14 protein-coding genes are annotated in these 14,768 nt (G+C 48.8%); 10 read left to right on the top strand and 4 right to left on the bottom strand.

Annotation, left to right across the window (positions count from 1 at the left end; genetic code table 11):
- Positions 1-385: 385 nt before the first annotated feature.
- Positions 386-1,324, bottom strand: a complete 939-nt coding sequence (locus P8H32_RS05645) for a Fic family protein (protein WP_301088681.1) — start codon at positions 1,322-1,324, stop codon at positions 386-388.
- 165 nt (positions 1,325-1,489) lie between these two features.
- A complete protein-coding gene (hexR, locus tag P8H32_RS05650; RefSeq protein ID WP_297292184.1) occupies positions 1,490-2,338 on the bottom strand; it encodes a transcriptional regulator HexR in 849 nt (282 codons plus the stop codon).
- Between the two features lie 145 nt (positions 2,339-2,483).
- Between hexR and uvrD the strand changes: the two genes are divergently transcribed.
- Both uvrD and P8H32_RS05660 read left to right on the top strand, forming a co-directional pair.
- Positions 2,484-4,664, top strand: a complete 2,181-nt coding sequence (gene uvrD, locus P8H32_RS05655) for a DNA helicase II (protein ID WP_297292183.1) — start codon at positions 2,484-2,486, stop codon at positions 4,662-4,664.
- A 28-nt stretch (positions 4,665-4,692) separates the two neighbouring features.
- Positions 4,693-5,838: a TRAP transporter substrate-binding protein gene (locus P8H32_RS05660; RefSeq protein ID WP_301088683.1), complete on the top strand. Its 1,146-nt coding sequence runs from the start codon at positions 4,693-4,695 to the stop codon at positions 5,836-5,838.
- Between the two features lie 145 nt (positions 5,839-5,983).
- Here P8H32_RS05660 and P8H32_RS05665 read toward each other — a convergent pair whose 3' ends face one another.
- On the bottom strand, positions 5,984-7,489 hold the full coding sequence (locus tag P8H32_RS05665; protein WP_301088685.1) for a YifB family Mg chelatase-like AAA ATPase: 1,506 nt from the start codon (positions 7,487-7,489) through the stop codon (positions 5,984-5,986).
- Between the two features lie 33 nt (positions 7,490-7,522).
- The gene (locus P8H32_RS05670) at positions 7,523-7,768 is read right to left on the bottom strand and encodes an accessory factor UbiK family protein (RefSeq protein ID WP_297290756.1); all 246 of its coding nucleotides are present in this window, start codon (positions 7,766-7,768) and stop codon (positions 7,523-7,525) included.
- A 208-nt stretch (positions 7,769-7,976) separates the two neighbouring features.
- Here P8H32_RS05670 and P8H32_RS05675 point away from each other — a divergent pair, with 208 nt between their 5' ends.
- The 8 genes from P8H32_RS05675 to urtA all read left to right on the top strand — a co-directional run bounded on the left by P8H32_RS05675 (position 7,977) and on the right by urtA (position 14,744).
- Complete coding sequence (locus P8H32_RS05675; protein ID WP_297290757.1) at positions 7,977-8,879, top strand: urease accessory protein UreD; 903 nt, start codon at positions 7,977-7,979, stop codon at positions 8,877-8,879.
- 36 nt (positions 8,880-8,915) lie between these two features.
- Positions 8,916-9,218, top strand: a complete 303-nt coding sequence (gene ureA, locus P8H32_RS05680) for an urease subunit gamma (RefSeq protein ID WP_297290758.1) — start codon at positions 8,916-8,918, stop codon at positions 9,216-9,218.
- Between the two features lie 23 nt (positions 9,219-9,241).
- Positions 9,242-9,547, top strand: coding sequence for an urease subunit beta (locus P8H32_RS05685; protein WP_297290759.1), 306 nt, complete (start codon positions 9,242-9,244; stop codon positions 9,545-9,547).
- A gap of 35 nt (positions 9,548-9,582) precedes the next feature.
- The gene (gene ureC, locus P8H32_RS05690) at positions 9,583-11,286 is read left to right on the top strand and encodes an urease subunit alpha (protein WP_301088687.1); all 1,704 of its coding nucleotides are present in this window, start codon (positions 9,583-9,585) and stop codon (positions 11,284-11,286) included.
- 12 nt (positions 11,287-11,298) lie between these two features.
- Positions 11,299-11,745, top strand: a complete 447-nt coding sequence (gene ureE / locus P8H32_RS05695) for an urease accessory protein UreE (protein ID WP_301088689.1) — start codon at positions 11,299-11,301, stop codon at positions 11,743-11,745.
- Positions 11,746-11,751: 6 nt separating this feature from the next.
- Positions 11,752-12,420, top strand: coding sequence for an urease accessory protein UreF (locus P8H32_RS05700; protein WP_367279169.1), 669 nt, complete (start codon positions 11,752-11,754; stop codon positions 12,418-12,420).
- Between the two features lie 43 nt (positions 12,421-12,463).
- Positions 12,464-13,087, top strand: a complete 624-nt coding sequence (gene ureG, locus P8H32_RS05705; RefSeq protein ID WP_297290763.1) for an urease accessory protein UreG — start codon at positions 12,464-12,466, stop codon at positions 13,085-13,087.
- A gap of 355 nt (positions 13,088-13,442) precedes the next feature.
- Positions 13,443-14,744 (top strand): urea ABC transporter substrate-binding protein, encoded by a 1,302-nt coding sequence (gene urtA / locus P8H32_RS05710; RefSeq protein ID WP_297290764.1) that lies wholly within the window; start codon positions 13,443-13,445, stop codon positions 14,742-14,744.
- Positions 14,745-14,768 lie beyond the last annotated feature (24 nt).

The following is a 14,768-nucleotide window of genomic DNA, read 5'->3' on the forward strand; positions in this document are numbered from 1 at the left end:
CCTCTGGGTGCGTATCGTGACTCTGGCTACCTGAATTCAGGTCAAAAACCTGAAAATGGAGTGGCTGCTTAATCAATCGTCGATTAAGGCGGGCGCATTATAGGGATAAAGGGGGTTCTGTTCAACCAAATATTGAGTTTGAGGAATAAAAAATGGAGTGGGGTTTTGCGAGGTTCACCGCAGGTTTACTGGGTTTCGGCGACGTTTAAGATAAAGCACAGCATCTAGTGATTAGCTTAAACACAACCACTATATAATGTACCCAAGCCCCTCGTCATTCCCGCGCAGGCGGGAACCCAGTGCTGTAGATTTCCGCTTTAGCGGAAATAACAGCATAAGCATGCAGGCTGGATTCCCGCCTGCGCGGGAAGGACGGGGGGGGGGATTAACAGAGCCTCCATACCGCGCCGCGGCCTTTGCCCTCAGTGAGAATAATATGCCTCTCTTTCAGGCTCCGTAAGATCATTCGAATATGATCGTTGCTAATGGTGGGGAAAGCCCGGCAAACATCACCGTAGCGAAAAGGGTGTTGCTGTTGTTTAACAAAGCGCTCTATCAATGCAGTTTTAGAGCCGCGCCCCGGGCTGATATTAGCGTGCTGAATTTGTCGGTCAAAGCGCTGGTACAGACGACGAATTAATACCCACCAATAACTTAACCACGGGATCGGGTTAGTGCTATCACTATGATTCAGTGAACGGTAAAAAGCGCGCTCTGTAGCAATCATCTCGGATTCCAGGTCAATCGTGTTAACAACATCGTAGCCCTGGTGATCAAGCAGCTGCCTGGCCAGCAATAAAGCCAGCCGGCGGTTGCCATCAAAGAAGGGGAAGGTTTTCATTAATTCCATTAGCAATAGCGGAATGGCTACCAGCGGTTCAACGCCATTGTGAATCGCCTGGTTAAATTCGCTGACTAATAGCTCCATCGCAGCGGCGATAGCCTCTTGGCCGGCGGGCACCAGCAACTGCTTATCGGGCTGGTCTCTTCGTGAGACCTTCAGCTTTACACTGCGCCAGCGGCCACCTTGCGGGTTAAGCTGTTGGTGCAGCGCTTTAATCAACGCGCAACTGAGGGGCTGTGCTTTGATAGTGGATAAGTAACTAAGGGCCTGTGAATAGTTAAAGTTGGGTGATGAATCTTTGGCGGCCATGATTTTACTGGCACTAAGCTGTGACTTAACGGCCATACCCGCCAATAGGTCAGTGGATAGCGAAGAGCTGGCACTCAGCAGGCCCTGTCGATAGCGTAAATCAGCGAGTTGCTGGCTGATGGCTAGAGGGAGTTGCAGTTGCTGAAGCTGGGTTTTGGCGAGAATAGACATGGTAATCCAAGTTTTTGGGGGTGTTTTAACAAACATTACCCTTAATTCGGGTGATGGGAAACCCCTTTCTGAAGATGCAGCAATAATATATAGGGGGTTAATAGAGGTTAAGACAGCTAAAACCCCGTCATTCCCGCCTTCGCGGGAATGACGGGGGCGGGGGGGTTATTGTTGTCGCAGTGGCTGCAGGGCGCGATGAATCTTTTGTAAATGCTCACCCACCGCAGGGCCCTTGGCTTTGGAAACACCCACCGCAAGAATATCCATCACCGCCATATGAGCCATCCGCGAGGGTAACGGCGTGTAATTTTCAATATCCTCTTTAACATCAATATGCAGCGCAATATCACAGTCCCGAGCTACGGGCGTATTACTGGGGGCCAGCCCAATAATCGTAGCGCCGGTCTCTTTAACCAGCGCCATCGCATCCAGTAATACCTGGGTTCTTCCTGACTGGGAAATGGCCACCACCACATCCCCCGGCTGTAGTGACATAGCCGACATCGCTTGAATATGAGGGTCAGAGTAGGCGGAAGAGGGGATCTGCAAACGGAAAAACTTATGCTGGGCGTCTGTAGCCACCGGGCTGGAAGCACCAAAGCCATAAAACTCTACCCGACGGGCTTTTTGCAGGACATCAACAGCGGCCTCAATAGAGCGAGTATCGAGACTGTCTCGCACCTTTTTCAGGGTATCCATCGCCGAGTCAAACACCTTAATGGTATATTCCCGGGCCGAATCATGCTCGCTAAGGCTAAACTCTTCGTAGCTGGGGCTATGGGCAACATGCTGTGCCAGCAATAATTTAAAATCCTGGAAACCATCACAGCCAATAGCACGGCAAAAGCGAACCACGGTAGGCTCACTAACGCCAGCTTTTTGCGCCAGGTCGACAATGCGCAGATGAATCACTTTATCCGGTTGGCCAAGGATAAAGTCCGCCACCTTAAGTTCGGATTTACGCAAATCCGAGCGGGCTAATTCAATGGCATTGATGATATTAAGAGGCTTCAAAGCGCTTTCCGGCTGGTTAGTGTTTATTGTTCTGGTATTTATTCTAACGCATTTTTCACAATAGTCTTATGGATGTTTTTTCAGTCAGCCATCCCCCTCTTATTGGGCGCCATTTTTTTCCAGTAGTCTGCTAGAATGCGCCGCTATGGATGTATCGCATATTCTCAATGATTTAAATGACGCTCAGCGGCAAGCCGTTGCTGCTCCTTCCGCTAACTTATTGGTGCTGGCCGGCGCTGGCAGTGGTAAAACCCGCGTGCTGGTGCATCGTATTGCCTGGTTAATTCAGGCGGAAGGTGCATCCCCTTATAGTATTTTATCGGTGACCTTTACCAATAAAGCCGCTAAAGAAATGCGTGCCCGTATTGATGAGCTGATGGGAGCATCCCTGGGTGGCTCCGGTGCACACCGGGGTATGTGGGTGGGCACCTTTCACGGTATTGCCCACCGATTGCTAAAAGCCCACTGGAAGGAAGCGGGCCTGCCGCAAAACTTTCAAATTCTGGATAGCGATGACCAGCTAAGAATTATTAAGCGTATCCACAAAGAGCTGGACCTTGATGAAAGCCACTGGCCCCCCAGACAATCACAATGGTTTATCAATGGGCAAAAAGATGAAGGCCGTCGAGTCGCGCACATAGAAGACTACGGTAAAGATTTAAACCATACCATGATGTTGCGGGTCTACCTTGCCTATGAGCAGGCCTGTGAGCGGCAGGGTGTTGTTGATTTTGCCGAGCTGCTATTGCGCGCCCATGAACTCTGGTTAAAACAACCTGCCGTGCTAAAGCATTATCAAGAGCGGTTTACCCACATTTTGGTGGACGAGTTCCAGGATACCAATACCATTCAATATGCCTGGTTGCGGGTATTGGCCGGCAAGCAAATCCCTGTGGTGGCGGTTGGTGATGATGACCAATCGATTTACGGCTGGCGTGGTGCAAAAATTGAAAATATCCAACAGTACTCAAAGGACTTTCCCAATACTCAAATTATTCGTCTGGAACAAAACTACCGTTCAACCTCAACCATTTTGCAGGCCGCCAATGCGGTGATTGAAAATAATAGCGACCGCTTAGGCAAGGAACTCTGGACGGAAGATGGCGAAGGCGAATTAATTTCACTGTATACCGGTTTTAACGAACAGGACGAAGCCCGCTTTGTAGTAGAGCAAATTGAAGCATGGGTAAAGGATGGCAATACCAGAAGTACCTCGTCTATTTTGTATCGCTCCAATGCCCAGTCGCGGGTATTAGAAGAAGCGTTGATTCGCAGTGGTATTCCTTATCGCATTTATGGCGGCCAGCGGTTTTATGATCGCATGGAAATTAAAAATGCCCTGGCCTATATGCGGTTAATGAATAACCGCGATGACGATACCGCGATTGAGCGGGTGATTAATACGCCGACGCGGGGTATTGGTAGTAAAACGGTGGATACCGTACGGGACTATGCCCGTGAGCATGCTGTTTCACTGTGGAAAGCGGCTAAGCAAATTATTGAGCAAAAGTTATTACCCAATCGTGCATCAACAGCACTACAAAAATTTGTCGACTTGATTGATACCATGGATGCGGATACAGATGAGCTGACCTTACATGAGCTAACCGATCATGTGGTGAGTGTATCTGGCCTTATCGAATTCCATCAAAAAGAAAAAGGTGAAAAAGGGCAGGCAAGAATAGAAAACTTACAGGAACTGGTTGTCGCTTCAGGGCAGTTTGTTGCTGAAGATGAAACTATATCTCCTTTACAGGAATTTTTAGATAGCGCCGCTTTAGATGCCGGTGAACAACAAGCCGATGAATATGAAGACAGCGTGCAACTAATGACCCTGCACTCGGCAAAAGGTCTGGAGTTCCCCCTGGTGTTTCTGGTGGGCATGGAAGAAAACTTATTCCCCCATAAAATGTCGATGGATGAGCCCGGCCGTTTAGAAGAAGAGCGCCGCCTTTGTTATGTGGGCATTACCCGTGCCATGCAAAAACTCTATATTACCTATGCCGAATCCCGACGCATGTATGGCACCGAAAACTTTAATTCTCCCTCGCGCTTTATTCGTGAAATTCCAAAAGAATTGGTGCAAGAGGTAAGACTCAATACCACCATTACACGACCGGCCAGTTATTCGCCTTCAGCATTCCAGAATCATAGTATTCCCGAAACCGGGATCAACTTAGGGCAGCAGGTGCTACATTCTATTTTTGGTATAGGCACGGTGATTAATTTTGAAGGGCAGGGGCCTTCTGCCAGAGTACAGGTAAACTTTGATGACGAGGGCACCAAATGGTTGGTGGTGCAGTATGCCAATCTTGAAGCCTTGTAACAGCTAGAGCAAAGAGCAGAGAATAAACATGAGCACACACTATAATCGTTTTAGTCCCGTTATTATTCTGCTATTGGTAGCAGCGCTGGTGACGGTCAGTGGGTTGCTGGTTATCGAACGGGCCGTTGAAGTTGTACAGGGCGAAAAAGGCGATCAGGCCGTGGTTGCCGCAAGCAGTGAAAAGACCTTTAAGTGGAAGATGGTAACTACGTGGCCAAAGAATTTTCCGGGCTTGGGTACGGCGCCAGAAAACTTTGCCAAAGTCATTAATGAAATGAGCAATGGGCGCCTAACGGTTAAAGTATATGGCGGTGGTGAAATTGTACCAGCACTGGAAGTATTCAGTGCCGTCTCTCAAGGCACTGCCGAGATGGGACATGGTGCCGCCTACTATTGGAAAGGTAAAATCCCCTCGTCGCCGTTTTTTACCTCCGTTCCTTTTGGCCTGACCGCGCAGGAAATGAATGGCTGGCTGCACTACGGTGGTGGTCTGGAATTATGGCGTGAGGCTTATGCGCCTTTTAATATTATTCCTTTTGCCGGTGGCAATACCGGTGTGCAAATGGCGGGTTGGTTTAACCGCGAAATTAATTCCATGGACGATATCAAAGGTTTAAAAATGCGTGTGCCTGGCGTTGGTGGCGAAGTTTTTAGTCGTGCCGGTGGTACGGCGGTTACTTTGCCCGGCAGTGAGTTATATACATCGTTGCAAACTGGAGTTATTGACGCTACCGAATGGGTAGCACCTTATAACGATATGGCGCTGGGTTTACATGAAGTGGCAAAATATTATTACTACCCGGGCTGGCACGAACCGGGCCCAACCTTAGAGTTAATTATTAATAAAGACGCGTTTGAGTCTTTACCCAAAGATCTACAAAAGATGGTAGAAATTGCCGCCCGCTATGCCAACCAGGATATGCTGGATGAATATACGGCGCGCAATAATGCTTCATTATTAAATTTAGAAAAAAACCATAACACGGAACTTCGCAAATTGCCGGATGATGTCTTGCGGGCACTCCATAAAGCGTCTAATGAGTATCTGATTGAAGTCGCCGAAGAAGACCCCATGGCCGCCAAGGTGTACAAATCGTGGCGCGCCTATGCCGATGGGGTAAAAAACTATCATCATATTTCCGAGCAGGCTTATATTAACGCACGGGATTTGTAATTCCCTACCCAACCGTCATTCCCGCGAAGGCGGGAATCCAGTGCTGTAGATTTCCGCTTTAGCGGAAATAACAGCATAAGCATGCAGGCTGGATTCCCGCCTACGCGGGAATGACGTATAGAAAGAAAACTGCTCATCAAAAAAACTAAGTCACCTCTTTATCCAGCGCCCGATAACTTATCGCCTCCGCCAAATGCCGACGATCAATATTAATTGCCCCATCCAGATCAGCAATCGTTCTCGCTACGCGTAAAATACGATGATAGGCACGGGAAGATAAATGCCACTGGTTTACGGCTTGCTCTAATAGTTGGTGATCTTTTTCAGTTAAACGACAATAGTTATCCAGCTGCCGATTATCCAGTTGGGCATTGGCACTGTGTTGGCGGTCCAGTTGTATCTTCCGGCATTGAATAACCCTTTGGCTCACTGTGGTCGAAGATTCGGCGTTCTGGTTATTGTGCCGCAAAGCGCTGATCGGTATGCGATTAACCGTTACCTGCATATCAATACGATCAAGCAGTGGCCCGGAAATTTTATCGCGATAGCGCTGTAATTTATCCGGTGAACAGCGGCAGGCTTTTTGTAAGTCGCCGTAATAACCGCAGGGGCAGGGGTTCATGGCGGCAATTAATTGAAAGTTTGCGGGGAAAGCCACTTGCTGATTAGCGCGGGAAATTAATATTTCGCCAGACTCCAAAGGTTCGCGGAGCACTTCTAAAACCTGGCGTTGAAATTCTGGCAACTCATCTAGAAATAACACACCGTGGTTGGCCAGGGAGATTTCACCGGGGCGTGGGTTGCTGCCGCCACCGACTAAAGCAACGGCCGAGGCCGTATGATGTGGGTTTCTAAAGGGACGTTGATAATAATCCCGTTGCTGTTTTTGCTGGCTGATAGAATAAACCGCAGCGACTTCAAGCATCTCTTGCTGATTAAGGGGAGGCAAAATCCCGGGCAGTCTACTGGCGAGCATGGTTTTACCCGTGCCCGGGGGGCCACAAAATAATACATTGTGTTTGCCGGCGGCGGCAATTTCCAGGGCGCGCCTGGCCAGTGCCTGGCCTTTTACTTCGCTAAGGTCGGGGTAACTATGGTTGGGGAGTGATTGTGGCTCAGCTCGCTGCGGTGTTAATACCTCCCTGTTGTGTAGGTGGGCAGATAGCTGCAGCAAATTCTTACAGCTAAAGACAGTCGCTTGTTCGCAGAGTACAGCTTCGGCCACATTCGCCGGAGGTACTACCAGCGAACGTTTCGCTTCAGTACTTTTAATGGCGGCTGGCAGTGAGCCCTGCACGGCATGTAATTCACCGGTTAAGCCCAGTTCACCTAAAAACTCTGTGTGTTCCAGCGCGGCACTGGGTATTTGTCCTGAGGCCGCAAGAATCCCGATAGCAATCGGCAAATCAAAACGTCCACCTTCTTTAGGTAAGTCAGCGGGGGCGAGATTAATGGTGATACGCCGCCGGGGAAACTCAAAATAGGAATTAATAATGGCGCTGCGCACGCGGTCTTTACTTTCTTTGACCGCTGTTTCAGGTAGGCCAACTATCGACAGTGAAGGCAATCCGTTAGATAGATGGGTTTCAACGCGAACCTGTGGCGCATCCACACCGCATTTGGCGCGGGTATAAACAATAGCAAGTGACATAGGCTTCCTTCCCTGGAAGTGAATGATTTAAGTTTATGGCGGGTTGATGGTTTCGTTTAGCTCAGCGAGCTGTTGCTCAAGCTGTTCTATTTTCTCCCTGGAACGATGCAGGACAGCAACCTGGGCATCAAACTCTTCACGGCTAACCACATCCAGCTTGCTAAAAGCGCTGTGTGCCAGCGCGCGCAAATTTTTCTCAATATCCGCTGTGAGACTGTCACCGGGCAGCAATTTTTTTGCTTGCTGAATAAAGCTATCAATAGTATTTGTGGTTGTCATGGAGCGTTCAACTTGGGAAACAATAGGGCAATTGTATTTTTTAATGCCTGCGATGGCCAGCTAATTCTGTGCCAGTTGCTTATGTTTGCACATTAGTGGTGCGCGGTGGCTGATTTATTGTGGCAGACTAATTTTTGCTTTTCTATTTGTGTATTAAAACTTATGCTAGAGGAATAAGACCGATAGTAAGTAAACCAAGAGTCAATCAATGGCGTCACCTCTTAACTTGGCAACCCCTTCGCTACTCAACGTTTCCCCATGCTCAGAGATAGCCGCACAGGCTGATGGCTGGCAGGCGAGTTTACGCTTGCAATTAAAGCGTAAAAGCGAGCGCACCGTACTACAGTCGTCCATTCATCAGGGGCCATTGCGGGTACAAAGACCTTTTTATCCAGAAGGGCCTGTCTGCCATCTCTATTTGTTGCATCCTCCAGGGGGCATGGTAGCTGGCGATAACCTGGTCATTGATTTAGAGTGCTTGCCAATATCCGAAACCCTGGTGACAACACCAGCGGCCGGTAAGTTGTACCGTGTTGCTGATTACGCGTCACCGCAGTACCAAGGTGTCACCGCTCGGTTGGCAGAGGGGGCGGTGCTGGAATGGCTGCCACAGGAAACTATATTATTTAATGGCGCCAGGGGTGAACTGTTGAGCCGTTTTGACCTGTCGGCAAATAGCCAGCTGATCGGTTGGGATATCGTCTGTTTGGGCCGCCGTGCCAGTGGCGAACAGTTTGACCAGGGCGATGTTAAACAGCGTATAGAAATCAGTCGTGAAGGTCGCCCTGTCTATATCGACAGGGTAAATTTTATCGGCGGTAGTCCTATGCTCGACGCTCCCTGGGGCATGGCCGGCCGAACCGTGAGCGGCACTTTTTTTGGGACTATTAATGACGATGCTGCTATCTCCCTGGATGAAATAAGAAATATATTGCCAGCACCCGTACCAGACCATGATTGGGGGGTCAGCCAGCGTGGTGGCGTTTTATTAGTGCGTTATCTGGGTGCATCAGCGGAAGTATGCCGTCAGGGCTTTGAAACGATTTGGCAATTATTGCGCCCCATTTTATTGGCGCGTACAGTACAAAGGCCACGAATTTGGAATACTTAACACACTTTTTAAGCATAAAGACAGGTTGAAACAATTATGGAACTGAGTCCACGTGATAAAGACAAGCTGTTGATTTTTACCGCAGCACTCTTAGCCGAGCGTCGCAAAGCCAAGGGGTTAAAACTTAATTACCCTGAGAGTATTGCCCTGATCAGTGCTGAGATTATGGAAGGGGCCCGTGAAGGGCGCACCGTCGCCGAGATGATGAGTCATGGTCGCACTGTTCTTAGTGCCGATGATGTGATGGACGGCGTGGCAGAAATGATTCATGAGGTGCAGGTTGAGGCGACGTTCCCCGATGGTACCAAGTTGGTTACCGTTCATAACCCCATTGTTTAAATTGTAGCGAGCAGGATAACACGATGATTCCAGGTGAAGTACAAACTCAAGAAGGTGAAATAACCCTTAATGCCGGCCGCGAAACAGTCAGCTTACAGGTCGAAAATACCGGTGACAGACCTATTCAAGTGGGTTCCCATTACCATTTTTTTGAAGCCAACCCGGCATTGCAATTTGATCGCGCAACGGCCAGGGGGTTTCGCTTGAATATTGCCGCGGGTACCGCCGTTCGTTTTGAGCCCGGGCAGGGTAGAGCCGTAGAGTTAGTGGCGCTTGCCGGCGAGAGAAAAGTTTACGGTATGCGTGGCGATGTGATGGGCGAACTTTAAACCATTTAATAAAAACAGAATTTTTGGAGTAGGGTATGACAAGCATTGACCGCCGCGCCTATGCGGATATGTATGGCCCGACCGTAGGTGACCGGGTAAGATTGGGCGATACTGATTTATGGATTGAAGTAGAGAAAGACTTCACCCACTACGGCGAAGAAGTAAAATTTGGTGGCGGTAAAGTTATTCGCGACGGCATGGGGCAAAGCCAGCAAGCTTCGGCAGCAACACCGGATACCGTTATTACCAATGCTTTGATTTTAGATCATTGGGGTATCGTCAAAGCCGATGTGGGAATTAAAGAGGGGCGTATAAGTGCCATCGGCAAAGCCGGCAACCCGGATATTCAATCCGGTGTCGATATTATTATTGGCCCCGGTACCGAAGTGATTGCCGGTGAAGGGCAGATTCTTACGGCCGGAGCCATCGACTCACATATTCATTTTATTTGCCCGCAGCAAATAGAAGAAGCCTTAATGAGCGGCGTAACTACTATGTTAGGTGGCGGCACCGGCCCAGCCACGGGCACTAACGCCACTACCTGCACACCCGGTCCCTGGCATATCGGCAAAATGTTACAGGCCGCTGAAGGCCTGCCGATGAACCTCGGTTTTCTCGGCAAGGGTAATGCCAGCTTGCCCGCTGGTTTGGAAGAGCAATTGGCCGCGGGAGCCATGGGTTTAAAACTGCACGAGGATTGGGGAACCACACCGGCGTCGATCAATAACTGTTTAAATGTGGCTGAAGAATATGATGTGCAAGTGGCCATTCATACCGATACTTTGAATGAGTCCGGTTTTGTTGAAGATACCCTGGCTGCCTTTAAAGGTCGCACCATACATACCTACCACACCGAGGGTGCCGGTGGTGGCCATGCTCCCGACATTATCAAGGCTTGTGGTGAAAGCAATGTCTTGCCCTCATCGACCAATCCAACCCGGCCTTATACGGTAAATACTGTTGATGAGCATTTAGATATGCTGATGGTGTGCCACCACCTTGACCCCAATATTCCAGAAGATGTGGCCTTTGCGGATTCTCGTATTCGCCGGGAAACCATTGCCGCCGAAGATATATTGCATGACCTGGGCGCTTTTTCCATGATTGCTTCTGACTCGCAAGCGATGGGGCGTGTTGGCGAAGTGGTTTGTCGCACCTGGCAAACCGCCAACAAAATGAAAGTACAGCGTGGTGCTCTCGTCGGTGATAGCAGTTACTCCGATAACCAGCGGGCCAGGCGCTATATCGCCAAATACACCATCAACCCGGCTATTGCCCATGGCATAGGCCACGAAGTGGGTTCCGTCGAAGTGGGCAAGCTTGCAGATTTAGTATTATGGAAGCCAATGTTTTTTGGTATCAAGCCTGCCATGATTATTAAAGGCGGTATGATTGCAGCAGCCCCCATGGGAGACCCCAATGCATCGATACCGACGCCACAGCCGGTTCACTATCGCCCAATGTTTGGTGCCTTTGGCGGGGCCTTGCAGGCAACGTCCCTGAGCTTTGTGAGTGAGGCCGCGATGCAGGCTGGTGTTGCGGATGCCCTGGGCTTAAAGAAAAAGTTGGTGGCCTGTAAAGGTAGCCGCACCGTCACCAAGAGCGATATGATTTTAAACAATTGGATGCCGACCATGGAAGTCGACCCGGAAACCTACGAAGTGCGCGCTAATGGTGAACTGTTAGTGTGTGAGCCCGCTGACGTTGTAGCGCTGGCTCAGCGTTACTCATTATTTTAAGTGTCTACTGCCATGAAAGAATGTTTTGAGTTGGTTACAGCAGCTACGGATAAAACCATCGGCCATAGCCTGGAGATAAAACTGGACTTTGGCCAGCGACAAAAAAGCCGCAATAAGGCTCGGACCGACTGTGGTGAAACCCTGGGGTGGTTTTTGGAGCGTGGTCGAGTACTGGAAGATGGCGACCTGATGCGTTGCAACGATGGCACACTGGTAAAAGTGATTGCGGCACAGGAAACCGTGTCGCAAGCCAGTTGCGACAATGACCATTTATTGATGCGTGCCGCCTATCACTTGGGCAACCGTCATGTGCCCTTGCAAATCGGTAATGGCTGGTTACGCTATCAGCAGGACCATGTATTAGATTCAATGCTGCAAGGCTTGGGTCTTACCGTGGTTTGCTGTGAACGGCCTTTTCATCCGGAGAATGGTGCCTATAACAACCACCATGGCCATTAAGTGATGATAAATCCTTCTCTGCTTCACCTTATGCATTTAGTGAGTCCCGCATTGCCGGTGGGCGCCTATGCCTATTCCCAGGGCATGGAATATGCTGTTGAGCTGGGTTACCTGCCTGATAAAGCCAGCGCTCAGCAATGGATAGAGGGCGTGATGCAACACAGTATCAGCCATTTGGATTTACCCGTATTAGCCCGCTTATATGATAGCTGGCAACAGCAGGACCTGGAGCAGGTTAATCACTGGAACCAGTTTTTACTAGCCTCCCGTGAATCTGCCGAGTTCGAGCTTGAAGATACCCAGATGGGCCGGGCGCTGATGAGATTGCTGGTGTCGCTGGAATTACTCGCCGCCGCCGACTGGCCCCGCCAGCAGCCCAGTAGTTTTGCTAACGGCTTTGCTATGGCAGGTGTGTACTGGTCTGTTGATAAGGCTTCGCTGCTCCATGGTTTCTGCTGGAGCTGGTTAGAAAACCAGGTAGCAGCGGCGACTAAATTGGTGCCACTGGGGCAAACTCAAGCCCAGCAACTGTTGGTCGACTTAATGCCCGCCGTTGAGCACTGCTGCCAACAGGCGCTAAGCCTTAGTGACGATAATCTGGGTGCGGGTTTGCCGGCGCTGGCATTAATTTCTGCGCAACATGAAACCCAATACTCCCGCCTGTTTCGATCCTAAGGGCGATCATTGTTTATAGATTGAGGTAACCATAGTGAATTATATGTCTAAACCCGCTTTACGACTCGGTATCGGAGGCCCTGTAGGTTCTGGAAAAACTGCATTGGTTAAGGAGCTCTGCGCCCGTTTAAAAGACCGTCTCCATATTGCGGTGATCACCAATGATATTTATACCCGCGAAGATGCCGAGTTTTTATTACGCAACGATGTGCTGAATAGCGATCGTATTCTTGGCGTGGAAACCGGAGGTTGCCCCCATACAGCCATACGCGAAGATGCCTCAATGAATTTATCAGCGGTGGAAGAATTAAACGAGCGCTTCCCTGAGCTTGAGCTGGTTATGATTGAAAGTGGGGGGGATAATCTAGCAGCTACTTTTAGCCCTGAACTTTCAGACCTTACTCTCTATGTTATCGATGTATCAGCCGGCGATAAGATACCCCGCAAGGGCGGGCCTGGTATTACCAAGTCTGATCTGTTGGTGATTAATAAAATAGATCTGGCACCTATGGTGGGTGCGGACCTGGATGTTATGGATCGTGATGCAAAAAAAATGCGTGGAAATAAGCCCTTTGTTTTTTCCAATTTAAAAACCCGGCAAGGCCTGGACACGATTATTGATTTTATTGTGGCTCAGGGTATGTTGAGCCCCCGAGGGTCAGCATAAGTCTATCCACCCTATCTTGGTGCGGTGACAATTCACAGAGGACCTTATTGATCGCCGCCGCCCCATAAATGTTCAAAAATAAAACAGCCGTAGCTGGATTTAACCCCTGTGAGCAAGGCTGCTTGTCTGCTTTCACATCATTTGCACATAAATGAGGCGCAATAATCCTTGTGCCCTTGTTGTGTGCGCACATTGTAGCCACAAAATAACTAGATCTTTAGGGGTCAATTTTTCCTGTCGCACAAGTGGCTGAAAAATAAGGGTTTAATAAGATAAATTAAGTATAAGAACCAGGTTGGCATTAATTCTGCTCTAAGCGCTTGGACTAAAACAAAACTACACGCTGGAGATCATTATGGATATAAAGAAACATTCATGGGCAAAAGTCGGCGCAAAAGCGTTAGGCGTAGCAGCCTTAAGTTTAAGTGCTGCCATTACCCAAGCTGCGGATACTATCAAAGTCGGTGTGCTGCACTCCCTATCGGGCACTATGGCAATCAGTGAAACGACGCTAAAAGATACCGTTTTAATGATGGTTGAAGAGCAGAATAAAAAAGGCGGTTTGTTGGGTAAGCAACTGGAAGCGGTTGTCGTTGACCCTGCATCTGACTGGCCTTTATTTGCAGAAAAAACCAAAGAACTGATCGAACAAAAAGATGTTGATGTTATTTTTGGCTGCTGGACTTCAGTATCACGTAAGTCAGTACTGCCGGTAATTGAAAAACTGAACGGCTTGCTATTTTACCCGGTACAGTACGAAGGTGAAGAGTCCTCAAAAAATGTTTTCTATACCGGTGCTGCGCCTAACCAACAGGCTATACCTGCGGTTGATTACCTGATGGAAGAAGAGGAAGTAAAACGCTGGGTTCTGGAAGGTACCGATTACGTTTATCCTCAAACAACTAATAAAATCCTTAAGGCTTACTTAATCAGCAAAGGGGTGGCCGAGGAAGATATTTCTGTTAATTACACACCTTTTGGTTTCTCAGAGTGGACTACCCGTGTATCAGAAATCAAAAAGTTTGGTTCTGCGGGCAAAAAGACAGCGGTAGTTTCTACGGTTAACGGTGACGCCAATGTACCGTTCTATAAAGAACTGGCTAACCAGGGTATTAGTGCTGAAGATATTCCAGTTGTTGCCTTCTCTGTTGGTGAAGAAGAGCTTTCCGGTTTTGACACTGCGCCATTGGTGGGGCATTTAGCCGCCTGGAACTACTTCCAAAGTGCTGAATCAGAGGCTAACTCTGAGTTTATCGCCCAGTGGAAAAAGTACATCAAAAATAACAAGCGCGTTACCAACGACCCTATGGAAGCGACCTATATCGGTTTCAAAGCATGGGCTAAAGCCGTTGATAAAGCGGGCTCCGTGGAAGTGGATAAGGTTCGCCCTGCTATGTACGGTATTGAAGTGTCAAACCTGACGGGTGGTATTGCCAAAGTATTGCCAAACCACCACTTCACTAAGCCAGTATTAATTGGTGAAATCCAGGCTGATGGTCAATTTGAAATCGTATCACAAACTACAGAAGTTCCCGGTGATGCATGGACTGATCATTTGGCTGAATCTGCAAAAGTAATTTCAGATTGGCAAGATCCCGCTATCAGCTGCGGTAACTACAATACTGAAACCAAAAAATGTTCAGGACAAAACTTCTAATAAGGTTTGACTGAGCCCTATCTA

The organism is Oceanicoccus sp. (assembly GCF_029238675.1).
GTDB lineage: Bacteria > Pseudomonadota > Gammaproteobacteria > Pseudomonadales > Dasaniaceae > Oceanicoccus.

What these genes read in the sequence shown, in the direction of transcription:
- P8H32_RS05645 (WP_301088681.1), bottom strand. Translation starts at nt 1,324, where the DNA reads ATGTCTATTCTCGCCAAAACCCAGCTTCAGCAACTGCAACTCCCTCTA.
- uvrD (WP_297292183.1), top strand. Translation starts at nt 2,484, where the DNA reads ATGGATGTATCGCATATTCTCAATGATTTAAATGACGCTCAGCGGCAA.
- P8H32_RS05660 (WP_301088683.1), top strand. Translation starts at nt 4,693, where the DNA reads ATGAGCACACACTATAATCGTTTTAGTCCCGTTATTATTCTGCTATTG.
- P8H32_RS05665 (WP_301088685.1), bottom strand. Translation starts at nt 7,489, where the DNA reads ATGTCACTTGCTATTGTTTATACCCGCGCCAAATGCGGTGTGGATGCG.
- P8H32_RS05670 (WP_297290756.1), bottom strand. Translation starts at nt 7,768, where the DNA reads ATGACAACCACAAATACTATTGATAGCTTTATTCAGCAAGCAAAAAAA.
- P8H32_RS05675 (WP_297290757.1), top strand. Translation starts at nt 7,977, where the DNA reads ATGGCGTCACCTCTTAACTTGGCAACCCCTTCGCTACTCAACGTTTCC.
- ureA (WP_297290758.1), top strand. Translation starts at nt 8,916, where the DNA reads ATGGAACTGAGTCCACGTGATAAAGACAAGCTGTTGATTTTTACCGCA.
- P8H32_RS05685 (WP_297290759.1), top strand. Translation starts at nt 9,242, where the DNA reads ATGATTCCAGGTGAAGTACAAACTCAAGAAGGTGAAATAACCCTTAAT.
- ureC (WP_301088687.1), top strand. Translation starts at nt 9,583, where the DNA reads ATGACAAGCATTGACCGCCGCGCCTATGCGGATATGTATGGCCCGACC.
- ureE (WP_301088689.1), top strand. Translation starts at nt 11,299, where the DNA reads ATGAAAGAATGTTTTGAGTTGGTTACAGCAGCTACGGATAAAACCATC.
- ureG (WP_297290763.1), top strand. Translation starts at nt 12,464, where the DNA reads ATGTCTAAACCCGCTTTACGACTCGGTATCGGAGGCCCTGTAGGTTCT.
- urtA (WP_297290764.1), top strand. Translation starts at nt 13,443, where the DNA reads ATGGATATAAAGAAACATTCATGGGCAAAAGTCGGCGCAAAAGCGTTA.